The sequence below is a fragment of the Micromonospora alfalfae genome, from assembly GCF_022230925.1.
GTDB classification, from domain to species: Bacteria; Actinomycetota; Actinomycetes; order Mycobacteriales; family Micromonosporaceae; genus Micromonospora; species Micromonospora alfalfae.
Genome location: NZ_JAKKFH010000011.1, coordinates 236393 through 252404 on the forward strand (window position 1 = coordinate 236393; position 16012 = coordinate 252404).

Here is a 16012-nt window from a genome sequence, read left to right on the forward strand (position 1 = left end):
TAAGGCGACAATTCCTCCCCTAGGTTCGGTGCGCAGGACGCAGCCGAACCGGGGAGAGACGTGGACACCTATCCGGCGATCGAGGATCACGGTCTCATCGGCGACCTGCAGACCGCCGCGCTGGTGACGTGCGACGGGACCGTCGACTGGTTCTGCGCGCCGCGGTTCGACTCGCCGAGCATCTTCGCCGCCCTGCTCGACAAGGAGAAGGGCGGCTACTTCCAGATCGCGCCACACGACGTGCGGTACGTGACCAAGCAGCTCTACCTCCCCGGCACACCCATCCTGATCACCCGGTTCATCAGCGCCGACGGGGTGGCCGAGGTGATGGACTTCATGCCGGTCACCGGCGAGCGGGTCACCGACACGCATCGGCTGGTCCGCACCGTCACCATGGTCCGCGGCAGCATGCGCTTCCGGGTGGAGTGCCGGCCGCGCTTCGACTACGCCCGCGAAGAGCATCAGCTTGAGCGCCACCACAACGGTTACGTCTTCCGCAGCCGGTCGGCGACGCTGACGTTCAATCCGGTCGACCCGGTGCGGCGGTTGATCTCCGAACAGGGTGACGTCCACCTTGAGGGCGGCGACCTGGTCGCGTACGGCACGCTGAACGAGGGCGACACCGGCGGGGTGGTCCTGGAGACGGGCGGCGCCGAACCGCGCATCTTCGCGCCGGAAGAGATCCAGGGCATGTTCGAGTGGACCCGGGACTACTGGCGGCGCTGGCTCGAACGTTCCAGCTACACCGGCCGCTGGCGGGAGATGGTCGAGCGCTCGGCCATCACGCTCAAACTCATGACGTACGCGCCGACCGGCGCGATGATCGCCGCACCCACCACCGCGCTGCCCGAACTGGTCGGCGGAACCCGCAACTGGGACTACCGCTACACCTGGGTACGCGACACGTCGTTCTCGGTGCACGCGCTGCTCGGCCTCGGCTTCACCGAGGAGGTCAGCCAGTACATGAACTGGCTGGACGAGCGGATCCGCGAGGCCGGCGACCACCAGGACCCGCTGAAGATCATGTACCGGGTGGACGGCTCCTCCGACCTGCACGAGGAGGTGCTGGACCATCTGGAGGGCTACCGCGGCTCCCGGCCGGTGCGGATCGGCAACGGCGCCGCCGACCAGCTCCAGCTCGACATCCACGGCGAGGCCCTCTACGCCATGCACCTCGCCGACGAGCAGGGCATCCGCGTCTCACACCAGGTGTGGAAGAGCACCGTCCGGTTGGTCGACTGGCTCTGCCACAACTGGGACCAACCCGACGCCGGCATCTGGGAGAGCCGTCACCACCCCCGCAACTACACCTTCGGTCGGGTGATGTCCTGGGTCGCGCTGGACCGGGCCATCCGGCTGGCCACCCGCACCGGCCGCCCCGGGGACATGACCTGCTGGACCGAGCAGCGCAACCGCATCTACAACCAGGTCATGGAGCGCGGATACGACCGGGCCCGCGGCACCTTCGTGCAGGCGTACGACGAGAACGTGCTGGACGCGGCGCTGCTCGCCATGCCGGCGGTCGGTTTTGTCACGCCGAGCGACCCGCTGTGGCAGTCCACCCTGCAGGCGATCGAGCGCGAACTGGTCTCCGACAGCCTGGTCCACCGGTACGACCCGGTCCACTCCCCCGACGGCCTCCCGGGCCACGAGGGCACCTTCAACATGTGCACCTTCTGGTACGTCGAGGCACTGGCCCGTGCCGGCCGCCTCGACGACGCCCGACTCACGTTCGAGAAGATGTTCACCTTCAGCAACCACCTCGGCCTCTACGCCGAGGAGATCGCCGCGACCGGGGAACAGATCGGCAACTATCCCCAGGCGTTCAGCCACCTCTCATTGATCAATTCTGCGTTGACTCTCAACGACCTGCTCGACAGCGAGGCCGACTCCCGCCGCAGGCGGTAGCGCCAGCATGCTCCGGCCGGCCGCCGCCCACCCGGAGCCGACGGCGGGAAGAGCTTGACGCGCCCACGTCCATCGCGCATGGTCGATAGGCATCGACCATCTCGAATGTATTGACACTGGGGGAACCGATGAAGGCATTCGTCACCACCGTCTCGGTTGCGGCCCTGCTGCTCCTGGCCACGGGCAGCGCATCCCACGGCCAGCCAGCGGCCGACCCGCCCTGCACCGGGCAGATCCACCCGAACCCGGGGTTCGAGCGCGGCACCGCCGACTGGACGGCCGGCCCCCGCATCGTCGTGCTCGGCGACGCGACCCGGCCCGCACACACCGGCCGCGCGTACGCCACCTTCGCCGGACTGGACGTGACACGTGCCGACCTGCTGCGCAGCACCGTCACGGTGCCGGCCAACTGCGACCTCACGGTCCGCTTCTGGGTGCGGACCACCACCACGGAGACCAGCCGCGGCGACTACCTCAACGTCGGGCTGGCGGTCACCGGGATACCCCCGAAGACGAGGTTCTCGCTGGCCTTCGACGGCGGGGCGCAGTGGCGGCAGTACGTCATGTCGAGCGGAACCGCCACCACCGAACGCACCGCGACGGCCAGCTTCCTCGCCAGCGAGACAGCCGGCAACGGCGCCACGACCTTCGACGTCGACGACGTGTCCTTCACGTTGAGCTGACCTGGGCGGGCCACTCCACCGTCTCCAGAGCGGGGTGGCTCCTGACCGCGTCGACCAGTCGCCTGGACCCACTGACCTTCGTGCCGAGTAGGTCGTGGTCGGTCCAGACGAACCAGGACCGGTCCATGGTCGGTGAGAACGGGTAACACCCTTCACGTTCTTCGAGCAGTTCGGAAACGGCCGACAGGGGCCCCGCCACACATGACGGTCGTCGAAGTCGCCGGCCGTCAAGAATGCGTGGAAGGCGACGCAGTCGGGCCTTGAGCCGTCGACCGAGTAAACGGCCCACTGGTGTTCGGTAGGGCATCAACGCTCTCCTCGTCGAATGACCCTGCCAACACGCCGCCATCGTGCCGCACCAACCAGATCGACGCAGCGCCGCCTAGGCCGACGAGCACCCGCACTGCTCGCAACGCGGCCGCAGAACAGACGACGACTGGACTGTCAATAGCGAATCGCGATTGGTGAGGCCACAAGCAACCCCGGAACTGCAAGGCATTGAGATTCCGATCTCTGCCGGCGGATTTCCTGGCCGGTGAGGGAAACCAACTCTATGCTTGCCGCCGAATAGGCTGCGGCTCATCCGGGCCGAGGGTCACCCCGATACAAGGATTTGCGAATGCACCGGAAGTCTGTTCTGGGCAACGGCACCGCCGGCGTCAGCGAAGTAGCACCTGACGGTCACCTGCCGGCCTCGGCCGCAGAGGGCGCCGCGCGCCGATCCGCGGTCGCCGAGGAACAGGCTTTTCTGGACCTGGCCACCGCCCAGCGCGACAGGCTGGCCGATCACCTACAGGTCGAGCTTTCGTCAGAGCCCCTGGACGCATTGGAACAGGCCCGGCAGCGCATGCTCCGCCAGCAGTACGACGAGCTACGGCGAGCAGAGGAGGGGCTGGTCTTCGGCCGCCTCGACGGCCTTGACGGCACAGTGCGCCACGTGGGCCGCGTCGGCCTCCGTAACGACGGCGAAGGCACTGAGCCACTGCTGGTGGACTGGCGCGCTCCCGCAGCTCGCCCGTTCTACACGGCGACGGCCGTCGACCCACAGGGTCAGGCGCGGCGCCGGCACATCCGTACGACGGGATCGGCCGTCGTCGGCGTGGACGACGAACCCCTGGACGGCAGCGCGACTGCGGAACTCGTCGGCGAAGGTGCGCTACTGGCCGCCCTCGACCAGCGCCGCACCGGTCGCATGTCGACGGCGATCTCCACCCTGCAACGCGAACAGGACGACATCATCCGGGCGGAGGCGACCGGCCCGCTGATCGTCCAGGGCGGTCCCGGCACGGGCAAGACGGTGGTTGCCCTGCACCGCGTCGCGTACCTGCTGTTCACCCACCGAAAGATGGCCGACCAGGCCGTCCTGGTCCTGGGCCCGTCGCCGCGGTTCCTCCAGTACATCGCCCAGGTGCTGCCGGCGCTCGGTGAGACCGCCGTCGTCTCGGCGACCTGCGACACCCTGCTGGCCGACATCCAGGTGGGCCGTGACGAGAGCCGACTTCTCGCCGAGATCAAGGGCCGCGCCCTCTGGCAGCCCGCGCTCGAAGGCTATGTCGTGTCGCTGCTCCCCCGGCCTCGCGAGCTGAAGCTGCGCTGGGAGGGCGACTTCTATGTCATTCCCACCGCAACTGTGGCGCAGGCGCTCGCCTCGGCGGTGCAGGGACGCCCGTACCACAGCGCCCGCGCAGCGTTCGCCGAGCAGTTGCACCACCTCCTGGCCGATGTCGTCGCCGAGCAGCGCGAGGCGCTGATGGAGGAAATGGAGGAAGGCTTCGAGGACATCCTCGCCCGCGTGGACAAGGGCATGGCGCACGACCAGTCCTCCACCCCGACGTCCACCGGCAGCGACATCGACGGGTTGCTCTCCGATGAAGAAGTCGAGCAGCTTCGTAGTCGTATCGCCGAGAACGCCACCATCGCCCGGTTCATCGAGGCGTGGTGGCCCACCCTCGACCCCGAGACCCTGCTGGGTGACCTCCTGACCGACCGCACCCTGCTGACCCGGTTCGCCCCGCAACTGTCCCCCGAGGAGATCACCGCCGTCGCGGCCGAGCCCGCCCCATGGGCATCAAGCGACATCCCGCTGCTCGACACCCTCGCCGACCTACTCGGCGAGGTCGGCGCCCCGCAACCACAGGGCGAGTTCCTCGCCGAACGCGCTCGCCGCATGCGCGGCTGGGTGTACGGCCACGTCGTCATCGACGAGGCGCAGGAGCTGTCCGAGATGCAGTGGCAGATGGTCCTGCGGCGCTGTCCCAGTCGCTCCATCACCGCCGTCGGCGACATCGACCAGGCCGAGGCAGCCCACCGGCACACCAGTTGGGCGCAAGCGGTACGGGCTGCCTTCGGAGACCGCTGGACCGCCGCGGAACTCACCATCTGCTACCGGACCCCGCGCGAGGTCATGGACCTCACCGAGCCGGTCCTGAAGAAGGCTGGCAGCCACAACACGCCGCCACGAGCGGTACGCTCCTCCGGCATCGCCCCCTGGGAGCGCACAGTCACGCCCGCTGAGCTTGCCGGCGTCGCCGTCGAAGCAGTGCAACAGTTGCGGCAACGGTGGCACGGCGGCACTGTCGGCGTCATCGCCCCGGCGGAGCGCATCGCCACACTGCAAGCCGTGCTGAGCGACGTGCCGGTGCTCACCGCAACCCAGTCCAAGGGACTGGAATGGGACGCGACGCTCCTCATCGACAGGCAGGGCGTCGCCGCTGAACCACGCGGCTGGAACGGCCTCTACGTGGCGCTCACCCGATGCACCCAGGAACTCGGACAGCTGACCCTCACGCAACAATCGGCATCCGCATGACGTCTGTTGGATGCTGTTCGAGATGCGCGCTGTTCTGCTGAACCAGGAACGGTCCCACGCTCTGACCAGCGTTCGAACAAGTCCGAACAAGCCGGTGAGCAGCCCGGACAGGCGCGCTTGTGTTCGGAACCGTCATCGGCGGTAGCGACCGCCTATCCAGCGTCCATAAGCTGAACTCCAACCATCAGTGACGCTGCCGAATCGAAGCTGGAGAACGAGTTTCGCCCACGCGGGTTGCGGACCTCGGACACGTTCGGCAATTCGTCATCGCTGCCGGCTCGTTCACACGGCAGTCGTGCAGAAAGTGAGGCAAGATCTTGAGGAGATCACTGCTGGCGCTGGCAACGGCGATCGTCCTTCCGCTGAGCACACTGGCTGTGCCAACCCCGGCGCTCGCCGCGGGTTGCACGAATACCGCGCGCATAGAAATGCGGTTCGCAGAGGCGCCGTGGCGCTACGGCTACAGCAGTTCGTCCAACGTGGCCGGATACGCGTACCCCGAATACACCTACATCATGGACGGGCGCTGCACCAGCCCAGCCGGTCTCTTGTGGTACCGAAGGGCAGCGGATCCGGTCGTGGTGTACATCTACAGCGCGCACCGAATCGACTAGCCTCGCACCTCGAGAAGGCTTTGGGGTGGTCACTGCGTCGAAGCGCTCTCCGTGCCGGGATGATCGGCCTTTCGCGGGTCGGATCTTTCCGCTACGGAGGGCGCTTTCCCACACGACACACCCGGAGGGTCTGGACGGTGACGGGGGATACGTCAGGCCAGTGTGTACTCCAAGACATAGGAGTGGCTGCCGTCGTCGGACTGGACGATCTCGAACGCCCCCGCGATCCCTGTAAGTTCACCGGAGCCCGTTCCCGGGACGACGCGGATCGCGAGTTGCTCACCGTGGCTGCCGGGTGCGCTGTGTTGGAGGACGAACGAGCCCTTGAGGACGTCGAGTTCGCCCGTGAATCGCTCCACGGCGACATAAGCAGCGGGGGTGCCCTCGACATCGGCCACCGACAGCATGTTCACCGTACTGATGCCGGCCAGGCCGCCCTGGAAGGTCTTGGTGAGCCGGGCCCGGCCAAGCGCGGCCCCCGAGCCTTCGTCGAGCACCTCCGGCTCGAATGATGTGACGTCAAAGGTCCCGCCAGCCTTCGTGCTCATTCCGCACCCTCCCACCTTGATCGCATTATCACGTCGCAGCCTTGCACACGGCACTGACATCCCCCGGACCATGACCCTCGCAGGCCCGCTCGGTGCTTCCGGCGGAGGACCGCCCCCTGCTCGCCCCTCCCCCCGTTCCCGTCACCTAGCCGCGTCATCGGTGTCCGCGCCTCATCAGTGATCATTGAGCGGTTCTGAGCCCTGCGGCGCCCTCGGCCGACTCCGGTGCGTTCTCCCTGGCCGGTCCGCCACTGTTCGCCGCGTTGGCCCCGGGGCGGAACATCCTCATCGCCGGAGCCGGCGGGGGCTTCGACGTGTACGCGGGCCTGCCGTTGGCGTTCGCGTTGTGGCGCGCCGGTGCGCAGGTGCACCTGGCCAGCCTCTCCTTCTCGGAACTCGAGTTGATCGACCGAGACGCGTGGGTGGCCGAGCACGTCGCCGCGCTTCGGCCGGACACCACCAGTCCCGACTGGCACTTTCCGGAGCGCACGCTCGCCCGATGGCTGGCGGCTCAGAGCGTGTTTGGGATGTGCGTTGGTCGGGCGTGCCGCACAGTGGGTGCGATCGGTCGAACGCGCTGACGCCCAAACCGCTTTGGCTGAAGGCAAAGCGGTGACCAACTGGGTGTCGTCAAAAGCGGAGGGAAACCGTCCTCCTGAAGGCTGAGGAGCCGTCAGGCATCGTATCGGAAGTGTGCCGGCGGACCGCCCTCCGGGCAGGCCGGGCCGGGCGTGTGCCCGCACTCGATCCAGTGGTCGCCGCCTGGGGGTACCTGGTAGGTCCGGGGTCCCGGTGCTGCGGTCGTGACAAAGCTCCGACCCCGGTTGGTCACCTCGACCCGCTTTCGTTTCCCAGCGACCACGAGGTCGAGTTCGAGAGTCCACTCCACCGTGCCGGTGGTGAACGCGGTCAGGTCGAACACCTCGGTCTCGCCCTTCGCGAGGGTGAACCCGAACAGTGGCCTGCGCCCCTCAATCAGGGTGCGGTAGCGGGCGGCCGGCTGGGGAGCGTCCAGGTCCATCTCGACGTCCCGTGGTTCGGCGGCTCCCTGCTGGCCGCCGCAGCGCAGTTGCACACCGGCCGGTTCCGGAGTTTGGCTGCGCCGGATCACGCGGGCACGCAGGTTGTCGATCAGCACCCCCTGGTCACCGGCGCCCTGCACGACGACGCGCACCCGGCTCACCTTGTGATCGACCGCGCCGAGGGCGCGCGCCCAGTCGATCAGCGTCGCGCAGCCCACCGGTGGATCATCGGAGGGCCGGGCGTCCTTCGGCAGCACCATGGCGAACTCAGCGGTGCCCCAGGTGTCCACGGTGGCCGGATTCACCACGACGTGTACCGCGACGACCTGCGGGTCCACATGATCAACCCATCTGGGAACATAGATGCTCGCGACGGCGCCAACGAGGGCGGCTACCGCAGTGCCCAGCACGAACCACCATGCCCGATGTAACGATCCCAGCACCCGACGCAGCCGCGGTACAGGCTGATCGCCGCCCGGTTTGTCCCGGTCCGCTGCCGGACGCCCGCCCCGGACTACCTTCTTGCGGTCCGGACCGCTGGTGCCGCGCCGCCGTTTCGGTTTGCCGCCGCTCACGACCCGGACCCCTGCCACGAACCCGCCAGCTTGCCGTCCGGGACCGACCACACGTGGCCGTACTCCGGGCCGGCCAGCAGCCAGCCGCCGTTCTCCGTGAACTCCAACTCGGTGGGGTTCACGGCGGGTTTGGCTCCTGAGGCCACGGCCGGCACCTTCCAGTGTCCAACCTCCTGGGGAGGGCCCGGATCCCAAAGCACCACTTCGTCGTTCAGGGTCAGGAATGCCACGTGCCGAGCCTGCCGGTCCACTGTGCTGGTCAGGGTGCTACCGCAGGCGCAGGGCCGCCACTGGAATGTCTGCTCGTCCGGCACCCAAACCAGGAAGCCTTCTTGACCGGCGATCACCACCCGCTTTCCGCCGTTGACCACGGCCAGCCCTGCTACGTCCAAGATGACACCCGGATCACTCGGCACCTCGATGCTCGACGGAAGCGGCGAGACGATCTCACGGCGACTGTGCAGATCGTGGAGCCAGTAGCGACTGTTGTCCCGTTCATCGAACAGTTCGACCACCAGATGGCCGCTGTCGGCCGAAAAGCGTAACTTGCCGGTGCGCGGCTGGGGTTCGCCGTCCGGACGCTTTACCTCCTCGGGCAGGGGCAGCGCCGTGGGGTCCTTCGTGGTGAAGTCGTAGAGGACCACCGAGTCCGGTAGTCCGACCGCGAGGTATCGCCCGTCGGGAGAGAAGTCCATGCTGATCCGGGCGTCTTCGGCGCCGGTGCCGAACCGGTCGAACTCGGCACCGTCGGCGGTGGAGACAACCACCCAGTCGCCGGCCAGCCGTGCCTGATACTTACCGTCCCGGGTGAGCTGGGCGCCGGCGAGACTCCGACGGGCCAGGTCGAACTCAGGACCGGGCGGCGCCGCGCTGCTGACCGACGGCTCGACGATCTGGTCGGTGCCGTCCAGTCGAGTCGGCCCCGGTTCGGTGGTGCAACCGGCCAGCAGCAGACTCACCAGTCCGGCGACCATGGCCCGCGTTGGCCAGGCTCTCGCCGGCACCCGGCAAGCCGACGGTGCCCTGCGCGGGGGATGGCGCCGACCCGCCAGCGCGCCGACCCGCTCGGACAGCCGGAGCGGTTGGCGCGGATCGCACATCGCCGCCGATTGCCACAGCACCAGTGCGCCTCCAGTGATCCACTGTGGTCACTCATTTCGCTCAGGCATTCTATCCTTTGGCGTCGATTCGCCCGATGGCAGAATACTGACAGTTCGCTACTCGATGGTATTGACAGTCCAACAACGCATTCAGACGCAGGGACCTCAGGGTCCCACTGCACTCGGACGGGGCTGGGCTTCGACTCCCGCGACCAGGTCGCCTTGTCGCCGTGCGCGGGGGCGGTAGTGACTGAGAGAGCGTTTCGCATCGCCGCCGCCACCAGCGGCGAGTTCGGGGACGTCCGATTCACCCGACGCACCGGCGGCGGCGACCTGTTCGTCAACCCGCTGATGGCGATCTACTTCGCCGTCGATCTCGACAAACTCGCGGCCCGATGCCTCTACCTCGAGCGCATCGAGAACACCATCGGCAGACGGCAGGTCATCACACGCATCCAGGCGTTCCGCGACGAACTTCTCGACGCACGCATCCCCCGCGCTTTCCCGCACTGAGCCAACACCGCGCTCAACGGGCCGGGGTCACTCACCTAGATGGCGCCGTCCTCCACCTTGCTGAGCATGACGTCGACGTCACCAGATCGGATCATCTCTCCCAGGGCCGCCACCATCGCCTCGACACCGGGTCTTGGAATGATGACCAGGTCAGAGCACCAGAAGTATCGGCCGCCCCCAACCTCCCCGGTCCCAGCCCACCGTTGCAGGAGACGACCGATCTCACCCGTCGTCATGAACGTGGCGTAACGATGGGTACCGTCAGCGAGGTACAGGTGCGCATCGATGTTGTCGGCAGTCTCGGGCTCGTCGTCCTGGCCGGCCATGAACTGAACGCGAGCGCCCTCGACCACGCGGTCCCATTCCGCTGTCTGACTCACCGAAGCATCATCGCAGCTTCGGACGCTCGGCTTGGGTACCGTTCTGCTCGGCACCGACAGCGGTGGGATGAATCGGACCGCCGCCTCGGCAAGCCTGGTCAGCCCCGGCGACTCTTGGACATTTGCATCGAGCGTGTGGTGGCGCTGGCGGCGGTGTCGATGAGGTCTGCGACCGGGCCGGGTTGCGAGACTGCCACCGCGTGGGAGGCGGCGATCTCCACTGCCGTGGATCCCGCCCTGTCGGCCAGGAATCGCTGCAAGTCTGGCGGAATGCCCAGGTCCTGGGTGGTGATCAGGGTCCAGGACGGGATCGTCTTCCAGGCGGCCTTCGTCACGCCCTCCTCCTGGGCGCTCGCCGAGGCGGGCCGTTGCGCAGCGGCCATGATTTCGGCGGTGCCGGGGTCGACGTCGCCGGCGAAGACCTCGGGGAACTTGTCCTGCAAGATGTACTGGTCCATTGTCATGCCGCCGTCGTCGGAGGGGACCGGCACCATGTTGATGCTGGTGGCGAGCTGACTTCCGGGGTACTTGGTGAGCAGCCCGATCACGCTTTCGCCGACGTCCGGGCTCACGCTGGCCACGTACACCAGAGCTTTGACGTTGGATGCGCCATCTGCGGCCTCGGTCATGACCAGCCCGCCGTAGGAGTGGGCGGCCATCACTACCGGTCCGGGCAAGCTGTCCAGTAGCGCCTGCACGTAAGCGGCGTCCTTCTGCACACCCCGCAGCGGATTGGCGACGGCAATGACCGGGTAACCCCGACGTTTGAGGTTGGCGATCACCCCATTCCAACTCGAACAGCCGGCGAATGCCCCGTGGACCAGCACAACTGTCGGCATTTCCTGGGCAGACATGTCAGAAGCAGCGCTCATCTGAGTTCCTTCCGAGGGGCTCGCCTCCCGCTGCCTGCGGTACGCAGACCGGACCCGACGAGGACGGTCGGCGGAGCATTTCCACGGAGTGCCTCGTCAAACGTGTGGCCGGCGCCCGACTCGGACACGAGATGTCGCAGGCTGTGGGGTCATCGCGTGCCGCGCCCAATGCCTCAGGTACAGATAAGACCGAACGTTCTGTCGCTAAGATAGGTGGATGGCGAGCGACGAACCCACTGCCCGACCCTCCGAGGCACGTCTCAAGCTTCTCCGCACGGCGACCAGGATCTTCTACGCGGAGGGCATTCACTCCGTCGGCGTCGACCGGATCATCGCCGAGGCGAAGGTGACCCGGGCTACCTTCTACCGGCACTTTCCCAGCAAGGACGACCTCATCCTCGCCTACCTGCGCGAGGTGCATCAGCTGGAGCGCGGCATGGTCGACGATGCTCTCGCCGCCAACCGGTCGCCGGTCGAGCCGCTCCTGGCCATCGCCAATTCCATCGCCCAGAACATCCAGTCCCCCGGGTTCCGTGGGTGCGCGTTCCTGAACGCCGCAGCAGAGTATCCCGACACGAACCATCCCGTGCACCAGGAACTCACTGCCCACCGGAAATGGTTCCTGGACACCATCACCACGCTCATGGCACAGGTCCACGAAGAAACGGCGGATCCCGCGGCGCGCCACTTCGTCATGCTCCGGGACGGCGCCATGGCTGCCGGATGCCTCTCCGACCCCACGTTGGTGTCCGAAACCTTCCTGCGCGGTGTCGAAGGACTCCTCAGGATCAACTCGGAGCGGCAGTCGGCAGAGTCGGCCCGTTAGCCCCCCGCACGGCCTCGGGCTGGGCCACCCCGGGTAGGAGGATGACCCAGCTCCTCGGTGATGCCGCCACCGGTTGAACCCGCCCCCGCTCGGCGGGCTTCGTCTCCCTCTCGCCGCAGCGGGTGCCCGGCCGGCGACGGCGCGGACGGCTCAGGTCAGCGGCCGTACGCCTCCAGCAGGCGCAGCCAGACCTCGCTGACCGTCGGGTACGCGGGCACGGCGTGCCACAGCCGCTCCAGTGGGACCTCACCGACGATGGCGATGGTCGCGGCATGGATCAGTTCCGCGACGTCCGGGCCGACGAGGGTGACGCCGACGATCACCCGTCGGTCCTCGTCCACGACCATCCGGGCATGCCCCTGGTAGCCGTCGGCGTGCAGCGCGGCCCCGGCGACGGCGGCCAGGTCGTAGTCGACGACCCGGATCCGCAGTCCGGCGGCCTCGGCGGCGGCTGCGGTCAGCCCCACCGACGCTATCTCCGGGTCGGTGAAGACGACCTGCGGCACGGCGCGCTCGTCAGCGGTGGCGACGTGCCGACCCCACGGGCGGTCGTCTGCCGCTTCGCCAGTGGCCCGCGCCACGATCACGTCGCCCACCGCGCGAGCCTGGTACTTGCCCTGGTGGGTCAGGAGCACACGCCGGTTGACGTCCCCGGCCGCGTACAGCCATCCGTCGCCGATCAACGCGCCGGTGCCGTCGACCACCCGCAGGGTGTCGTCGACAGTGAGCCAGGCGCCCGGCTGCAGGCCGATCCGGTCGAGGCCGATGTCGTGCGTGTGCGGCGTACGGCCGATCGCGACGAGGATCTCGTCGGCCTCGACCTGTGTGCCGTCGGTGAGCGTGATGTGTACCGTGCCGTCGCCGTCGCGGTTCACCGACGTGACCTCGGCACCGAGTTGGACCGACACGCCAGCTTCCCGCAGGGACTGCGTGACCCGCTCGCCGACGAACGGCTCCGCCGCAGTGAGCACTCCGTCGCGGACGAGCATCGTCACCGCCGATCCGAGGCAGGCGTACGCGGTCGCCATCTCCGTGGCCACCACGCCACCACCGATGATGGCGAGCCGGCCGGGAACCTCGCTCGCGGCGGCTGCCTCACGGCTGGTCCACGGTGCCGCCGCGCGCAGACCGGCGATGTCCGGCACCAGTGCGCCGGTTCCGGTCGCGATGACGACCGCGTGTCGGGCGGTGAGCGAGGTGGTGGCGCCGTCCGCGTCGGTCACCTCGACGATCCGGTCGGAGCCGATCCGCCCCTGGCCCCGGTACAGGGCGATCCCCGCGGAGTCCAGCCAGGACACCTGCCCGTCGTCCTTCCAGTGCGAGGCGACGGCGTCCCGGCGGCGCAGCACGGCCTTCGCGTCCAGCTCGCCGGTCACCGCCTCGCGCGCACCGGGAAGCTGGCGAGCCGCCCGGAGCGCGGCCTGGCTGCGCAGCAATGCCTTGGTAGGCATGCAGGCCCAGTACGAGCACTCGCCACCCACCAGTTCCCGCTCGACGATCGCGGCGGTCAGGCCGCCCTGCACGACGCGGTCGGCGACGTTCTCCCCCACCGGCCCCGCCCCGATGACAACGACGTCGTAGGTGGCCTTCCGCACGTCAGTGTCCCTTCGCGGCGCGGCCGAGGCGGATGGCCGCGATGAGGAAGAAGATGGCGCCGGGGATGGCGTAGCCGACCGCGTTGGTCAGCGCCGGGTTGTCCGCCGAGGCTGCCGCGACGAACGATCCACCGGCGATGACGGAGATTCCACCGCTGATGATCATCGGCCACTGGCCACCCATCTTGCGCCGGGTGACGCCCACGATCAACTGAACCAGCCCGGCCACGACCGCCCAGGCACCCCAGACGCGCAGGACCGCGGGGATGCCGGACGCGCCAGCGACGCCCAGGCCCACCGCGGCGAGCAGGCTGATCGCGACGTTCACGTACAGCAGGGTGGGCGATCCGGTGGCCCGCGACGCGCGGACGTCGACGATGGCGGCGGCCACGTCGAACAGCGGGTAGAGCACGAGCAGCGCGGCGGTGAGGGGGTTGAGGTGCTTGGCGAGTGGGAACGTCACGGCAGCCCAGACGATGGCGAAGGCGAAGCGACCGAAGTACAGCCGCCGCAGGGCGGCGGCCGTCGTCGAGATGCCGGGAACGGCAACGGTGGTCATGGTCATCCTTTCGGTGATTCCGGAGCGAAGGGGACGCCCAGCGGGGGTGCGGGCCGCCACCGGGAGGGATAGGGCGGGGTGCTACTCGATGTCTGAGAACAGCCCCGTGATCTCCACCTGAGCGCCCTGGAGCCCACCGAAGACGGCACCGGCAACGGGCGTCGCGACTGCGGCAGCGGCGTCCTCGTAGCTGCCGAAGTACAGGTCGAGCGTCCGGTACGCGGGAGTGGGTGTGCCGTCCTCCTTCGGCCACACCTTGGCCGACTCGACCCGCTGAAGCTTCGGGAACGTCTCCGCGGCCAGGCGTACGTCGGCGTAGACCTTTTCGAACTCGTCCGGGTCGTTGGGGTTACCGATGATTAGGGTGATCTTGGTGGGCATGGCGGTCTCCTTCAGGTGCAGCCGTACACCTGGCCAGCGCCAGGTAGAACGAACGTTCTGTCTGTGAGAACAGTACCCACCCGGCCCCCTGCCGTCAATACCGACCGTTCTATCTAGGGGCGGCGGTGGCGTTGTGTCGGTCTCCCCCATCCGGGCGGAGCACGGTTCGACATGAATGCGCGGTGCGTGCCTGGTCGGGCGGTTACGCGACGAAACGGGCTACCGCGGCGAGCGAGCTCCGCGTCACGCCTCGGAGTCGCGATCTTCGGACGTCTCTCGTCCGATCGGCGAGGCGGTAACCTCCTGCGGTCGACCCCGCCTGCGCAGCGCGTCCAGGAGCGCGACCACGGCCAGCACTCCGGCCACCACGCTCAGCCCCGCCATCGGCGTCCAACGTGCCAGCAACGGCGTGAACAGCAGCAGGGCAGCCAGGCCGATGATCTGGGGTCGGGACGCATGGTCGAAGATCTCGTACTCCAGCCGCGTACGGGCGACCAGGAAGAGCATCGGACCGCCCACCACGAACAGCAGCCAACTGGGTCGAGGCTGCCCGAACGGATGATCGATCACCAGCTCGTATCCGACCGCCGTGACGAGCACGCTGAGCACGATCAACAGATGCGTCCGTTCCGACACCGCGCCCAGCCGGCCGGGCATACCCGCCCGGTCGAACGCCTCCGCCAGCAGCAGACCGGCACGATAGAAGTAGATCCGCCAGAGCAGCGCGCTGGTGGCGAACGCGACAGTGAAGGCGGCTGCCCGCTCCGCGGAGTAGTCCGCGCCGCTGAAGACCACGCCGACAACCAGAATCGACTCACCGAGCGCGATCAGGAACATCTGCTGGTAGCGGTCCGCGAGGTGAGTCCCCGCGATCCGCCACCGCCCTACCTTCGAGACGCCGAGCCACGGCAGCGGCCAGCCCAATGTCCAGGCGAGGTAGTCGACAGCAAGGGCGACGACCCACAGCGGCAGGCGGAGGTGATCCGGGCCCAACGCGCCGGCCAGCCACAGCGGGGCGCTCGCCAGAGCCCACACGACAAGCCGGAACGGCACCAGCCGTCGCGGATGGCCACGCAGCGCGACGGCGACCACGAGCGGCCGCACCACCATCACCATCAGGTACGCGACCACGAACGGCAGCGCTCGCTCCTCCATGGCGCGGGGCAGCGTCACCGCCATGATCAGGCCGGCGAACATGGTGCCGACCACGACGGCCTGAATGACCGGCCGCTCCGGCTCGTACCGGCTGGTGATCCAGGCGGTGTGCGACCAGATCAACCAGAGCGCCAGAAAGAGCAGCAGGGTACGACCGAACCCCGTGACGAGCTCCCAACCGGTGTCTTCGGCCAACCCCGCGAATCGTTGCGAGACCCGGGTGAGGGCCACAACGAAGGCCAGATCGAAGAACAGCTCCAGGAACGTCGCCCGACCCGAACTCACCGGGGGACGCAGCAGCTCGGCACCCCGCCCCGCCGCCATCGTCCGCCTCCGTCCGCCCCTCGCTACCAACGAGCCGGCCACCAGCGGAGTTGCGTCAACGCCCGCCTGGAGTCTGGCGTGGCACCGCACTACGGACAGGAGTGACCGGTGCTGCCACGACTCCTGCGGCGTGCATCGGCGAAGGAAA

The 16012-nt window shown here is 68.2% G+C and carries 15 protein-coding genes; 6 read left to right on the forward strand and 9 right to left on the reverse strand.

What is annotated here, in order from left to right:
* Positions 1–60 precede the first annotated feature (60 nt).
* The 3 genes from MED01_RS11810 (at position 61) to MED01_RS11820 (ending at position 5400) form a co-directional block, all read left to right on the forward strand.
* Entirely contained in the window at positions 61–1908 is a 1848-nt protein-coding gene (locus tag MED01_RS11810) for a glycoside hydrolase family 15 protein (RefSeq protein ID WP_238668557.1), read from the forward strand.
* Between the two features lie 128 nt (positions 1909–2036).
* Positions 2037–2591, forward strand: a complete 555-nt coding sequence (locus MED01_RS11815) for a hypothetical protein (protein ID WP_238668558.1) — start codon at positions 2037–2039, stop codon at positions 2589–2591.
* Between the two features lie 619 nt (positions 2592–3210).
* Positions 3211–5400, forward strand: a complete 2190-nt coding sequence (locus MED01_RS11820; protein ID WP_238668559.1) for a HelD family protein — start codon at positions 3211–3213, stop codon at positions 5398–5400.
* Positions 5401–6166: 766 nt separating this feature from the next.
* Here MED01_RS11820 and MED01_RS11825 read toward each other — a convergent pair.
* Positions 6167–6562, reverse strand: coding sequence for a DUF3224 domain-containing protein (locus MED01_RS11825; RefSeq protein WP_238668560.1), 396 nt, complete (start codon positions 6560–6562; stop codon positions 6167–6169).
* Positions 6563–6825: 263 nt separating this feature from the next.
* Between MED01_RS11825 and MED01_RS11830 the strand changes: the two genes are divergently transcribed.
* Positions 6826–7143 carry a hypothetical protein gene (locus MED01_RS11830; protein ID WP_238668561.1) on the forward strand — a complete coding sequence of 106 codons (318 nt, stop codon included), beginning with the start codon at positions 6826–6828 and terminating at the stop codon, positions 7141–7143.
* Between the two features lie 92 nt (positions 7144–7235).
* Here MED01_RS11830 and MED01_RS11835 read toward each other — a convergent pair whose 3' ends face one another.
* A complete protein-coding gene (locus tag MED01_RS11835; protein ID WP_238668562.1) occupies positions 7236–7922 on the reverse strand; it encodes a hypothetical protein in 687 nt (228 codons plus the stop codon).
* Positions 7923–8155: 233 nt separating this feature from the next.
* Positions 8156–9163, reverse strand: coding sequence for a WD40 repeat domain-containing protein (locus MED01_RS11840; protein ID WP_238668563.1), 1008 nt, complete (start codon positions 9161–9163; stop codon positions 8156–8158).
* Between the two features lie 342 nt (positions 9164–9505).
* Here MED01_RS11840 and MED01_RS11845 point away from each other — a divergent pair, with 342 nt between their 5' ends.
* Positions 9506–9772: a hypothetical protein gene (locus MED01_RS11845; protein WP_238668564.1), complete on the forward strand. Its 267-nt coding sequence runs from the start codon at positions 9506–9508 to the stop codon at positions 9770–9772.
* A 35-nt stretch (positions 9773–9807) separates the two neighbouring features.
* Here MED01_RS11845 and MED01_RS11850 read toward each other — a convergent pair whose 3' ends face one another.
* Both MED01_RS11850 and MED01_RS11855 read right to left on the reverse strand, forming a co-directional pair.
* The gene (locus MED01_RS11850; RefSeq protein ID WP_238668565.1) at positions 9808–10098 is read right to left on the reverse strand and encodes a hypothetical protein; all 291 of its coding nucleotides are present in this window, start codon (positions 10096–10098) and stop codon (positions 9808–9810) included.
* A gap of 152 nt (positions 10099–10250) precedes the next feature.
* Positions 10251–11024, reverse strand: coding sequence for an alpha/beta hydrolase (locus MED01_RS11855; protein WP_238668566.1), 774 nt, complete (start codon positions 11022–11024; stop codon positions 10251–10253).
* Between the two features lie 217 nt (positions 11025–11241).
* Here MED01_RS11855 and MED01_RS11860 point away from each other — a divergent pair, with 217 nt between their 5' ends.
* Positions 11242–11850 carry a TetR/AcrR family transcriptional regulator gene (locus MED01_RS11860; RefSeq protein WP_238668567.1) on the forward strand — a complete coding sequence of 203 codons (609 nt, stop codon included), beginning with the start codon at positions 11242–11244 and terminating at the stop codon, positions 11848–11850.
* A gap of 155 nt (positions 11851–12005) precedes the next feature.
* Here the strand turns inward: MED01_RS11860 and MED01_RS11865 are convergent, their stop codons facing one another.
* The 4 genes from MED01_RS11865 to MED01_RS11880 all read right to left on the reverse strand — a co-directional run bounded on the left by MED01_RS11865 (position 12006) and on the right by MED01_RS11880 (position 15864).
* Entirely contained in the window at positions 12006–13445 is a 1440-nt protein-coding gene (locus MED01_RS11865; RefSeq protein ID WP_238668568.1) for a dihydrolipoyl dehydrogenase family protein, read from the reverse strand.
* Position 13446: 1 nt separating this feature from the next.
* A complete protein-coding gene (locus tag MED01_RS11870; protein WP_238668569.1) occupies positions 13447–14004 on the reverse strand; it encodes a hypothetical protein in 558 nt (185 codons plus the stop codon).
* Between the two features lie 81 nt (positions 14005–14085).
* Positions 14086–14385: a hypothetical protein gene (locus MED01_RS11875; RefSeq protein WP_238668570.1), complete on the reverse strand. Its 300-nt coding sequence runs from the start codon at positions 14383–14385 to the stop codon at positions 14086–14088.
* Positions 14386–14628: 243 nt separating this feature from the next.
* Complete coding sequence (locus tag MED01_RS11880) at positions 14629–15864, reverse strand: low temperature requirement protein A (protein WP_238668571.1); 1236 nt, start codon at positions 15862–15864, stop codon at positions 14629–14631.
* Positions 15865–16012 lie beyond the last annotated feature (148 nt).

Excerpts from the sequence above, each read along its gene's own strand:
- MED01_RS11815 (WP_238668558.1), top strand. The coding sequence starts at position 2,037 with ATGAAGGCATTCGTCACCACCGTCTCGGTTGCGGCCCTGCTGCTCCTG.
- MED01_RS11820 (WP_238668559.1), top strand. The coding sequence starts at position 3,211 with ATGCACCGGAAGTCTGTTCTGGGCAACGGCACCGCCGGCGTCAGCGAA.
- MED01_RS11825 (WP_238668560.1), bottom strand. The coding sequence starts at position 6,562 with ATGAGCACGAAGGCTGGCGGGACCTTTGACGTCACATCATTCGAGCCG.
- MED01_RS11850 (WP_238668565.1), bottom strand. The coding sequence starts at position 10,098 with ATGGCCGGCCAGGACGACGAGCCCGAGACTGCCGACAACATCGATGCG.
- MED01_RS11855 (WP_238668566.1), bottom strand. The coding sequence starts at position 11,024 with ATGAGCGCTGCTTCTGACATGTCTGCCCAGGAAATGCCGACAGTTGTG.
- MED01_RS11860 (WP_238668567.1), top strand. The coding sequence starts at position 11,242 with ATGGCGAGCGACGAACCCACTGCCCGACCCTCCGAGGCACGTCTCAAG.
- MED01_RS11870 (WP_238668569.1), bottom strand. The coding sequence starts at position 14,004 with ATGACCACCGTTGCCGTTCCCGGCATCTCGACGACGGCCGCCGCCCTG.
- MED01_RS11875 (WP_238668570.1), bottom strand. The coding sequence starts at position 14,385 with ATGCCCACCAAGATCACCCTAATCATCGGTAACCCCAACGACCCGGAC.
- MED01_RS11880 (WP_238668571.1), bottom strand. The coding sequence starts at position 15,864 with ATGGCGGCGGGGCGGGGTGCCGAGCTGCTGCGTCCCCCGGTGAGTTCG.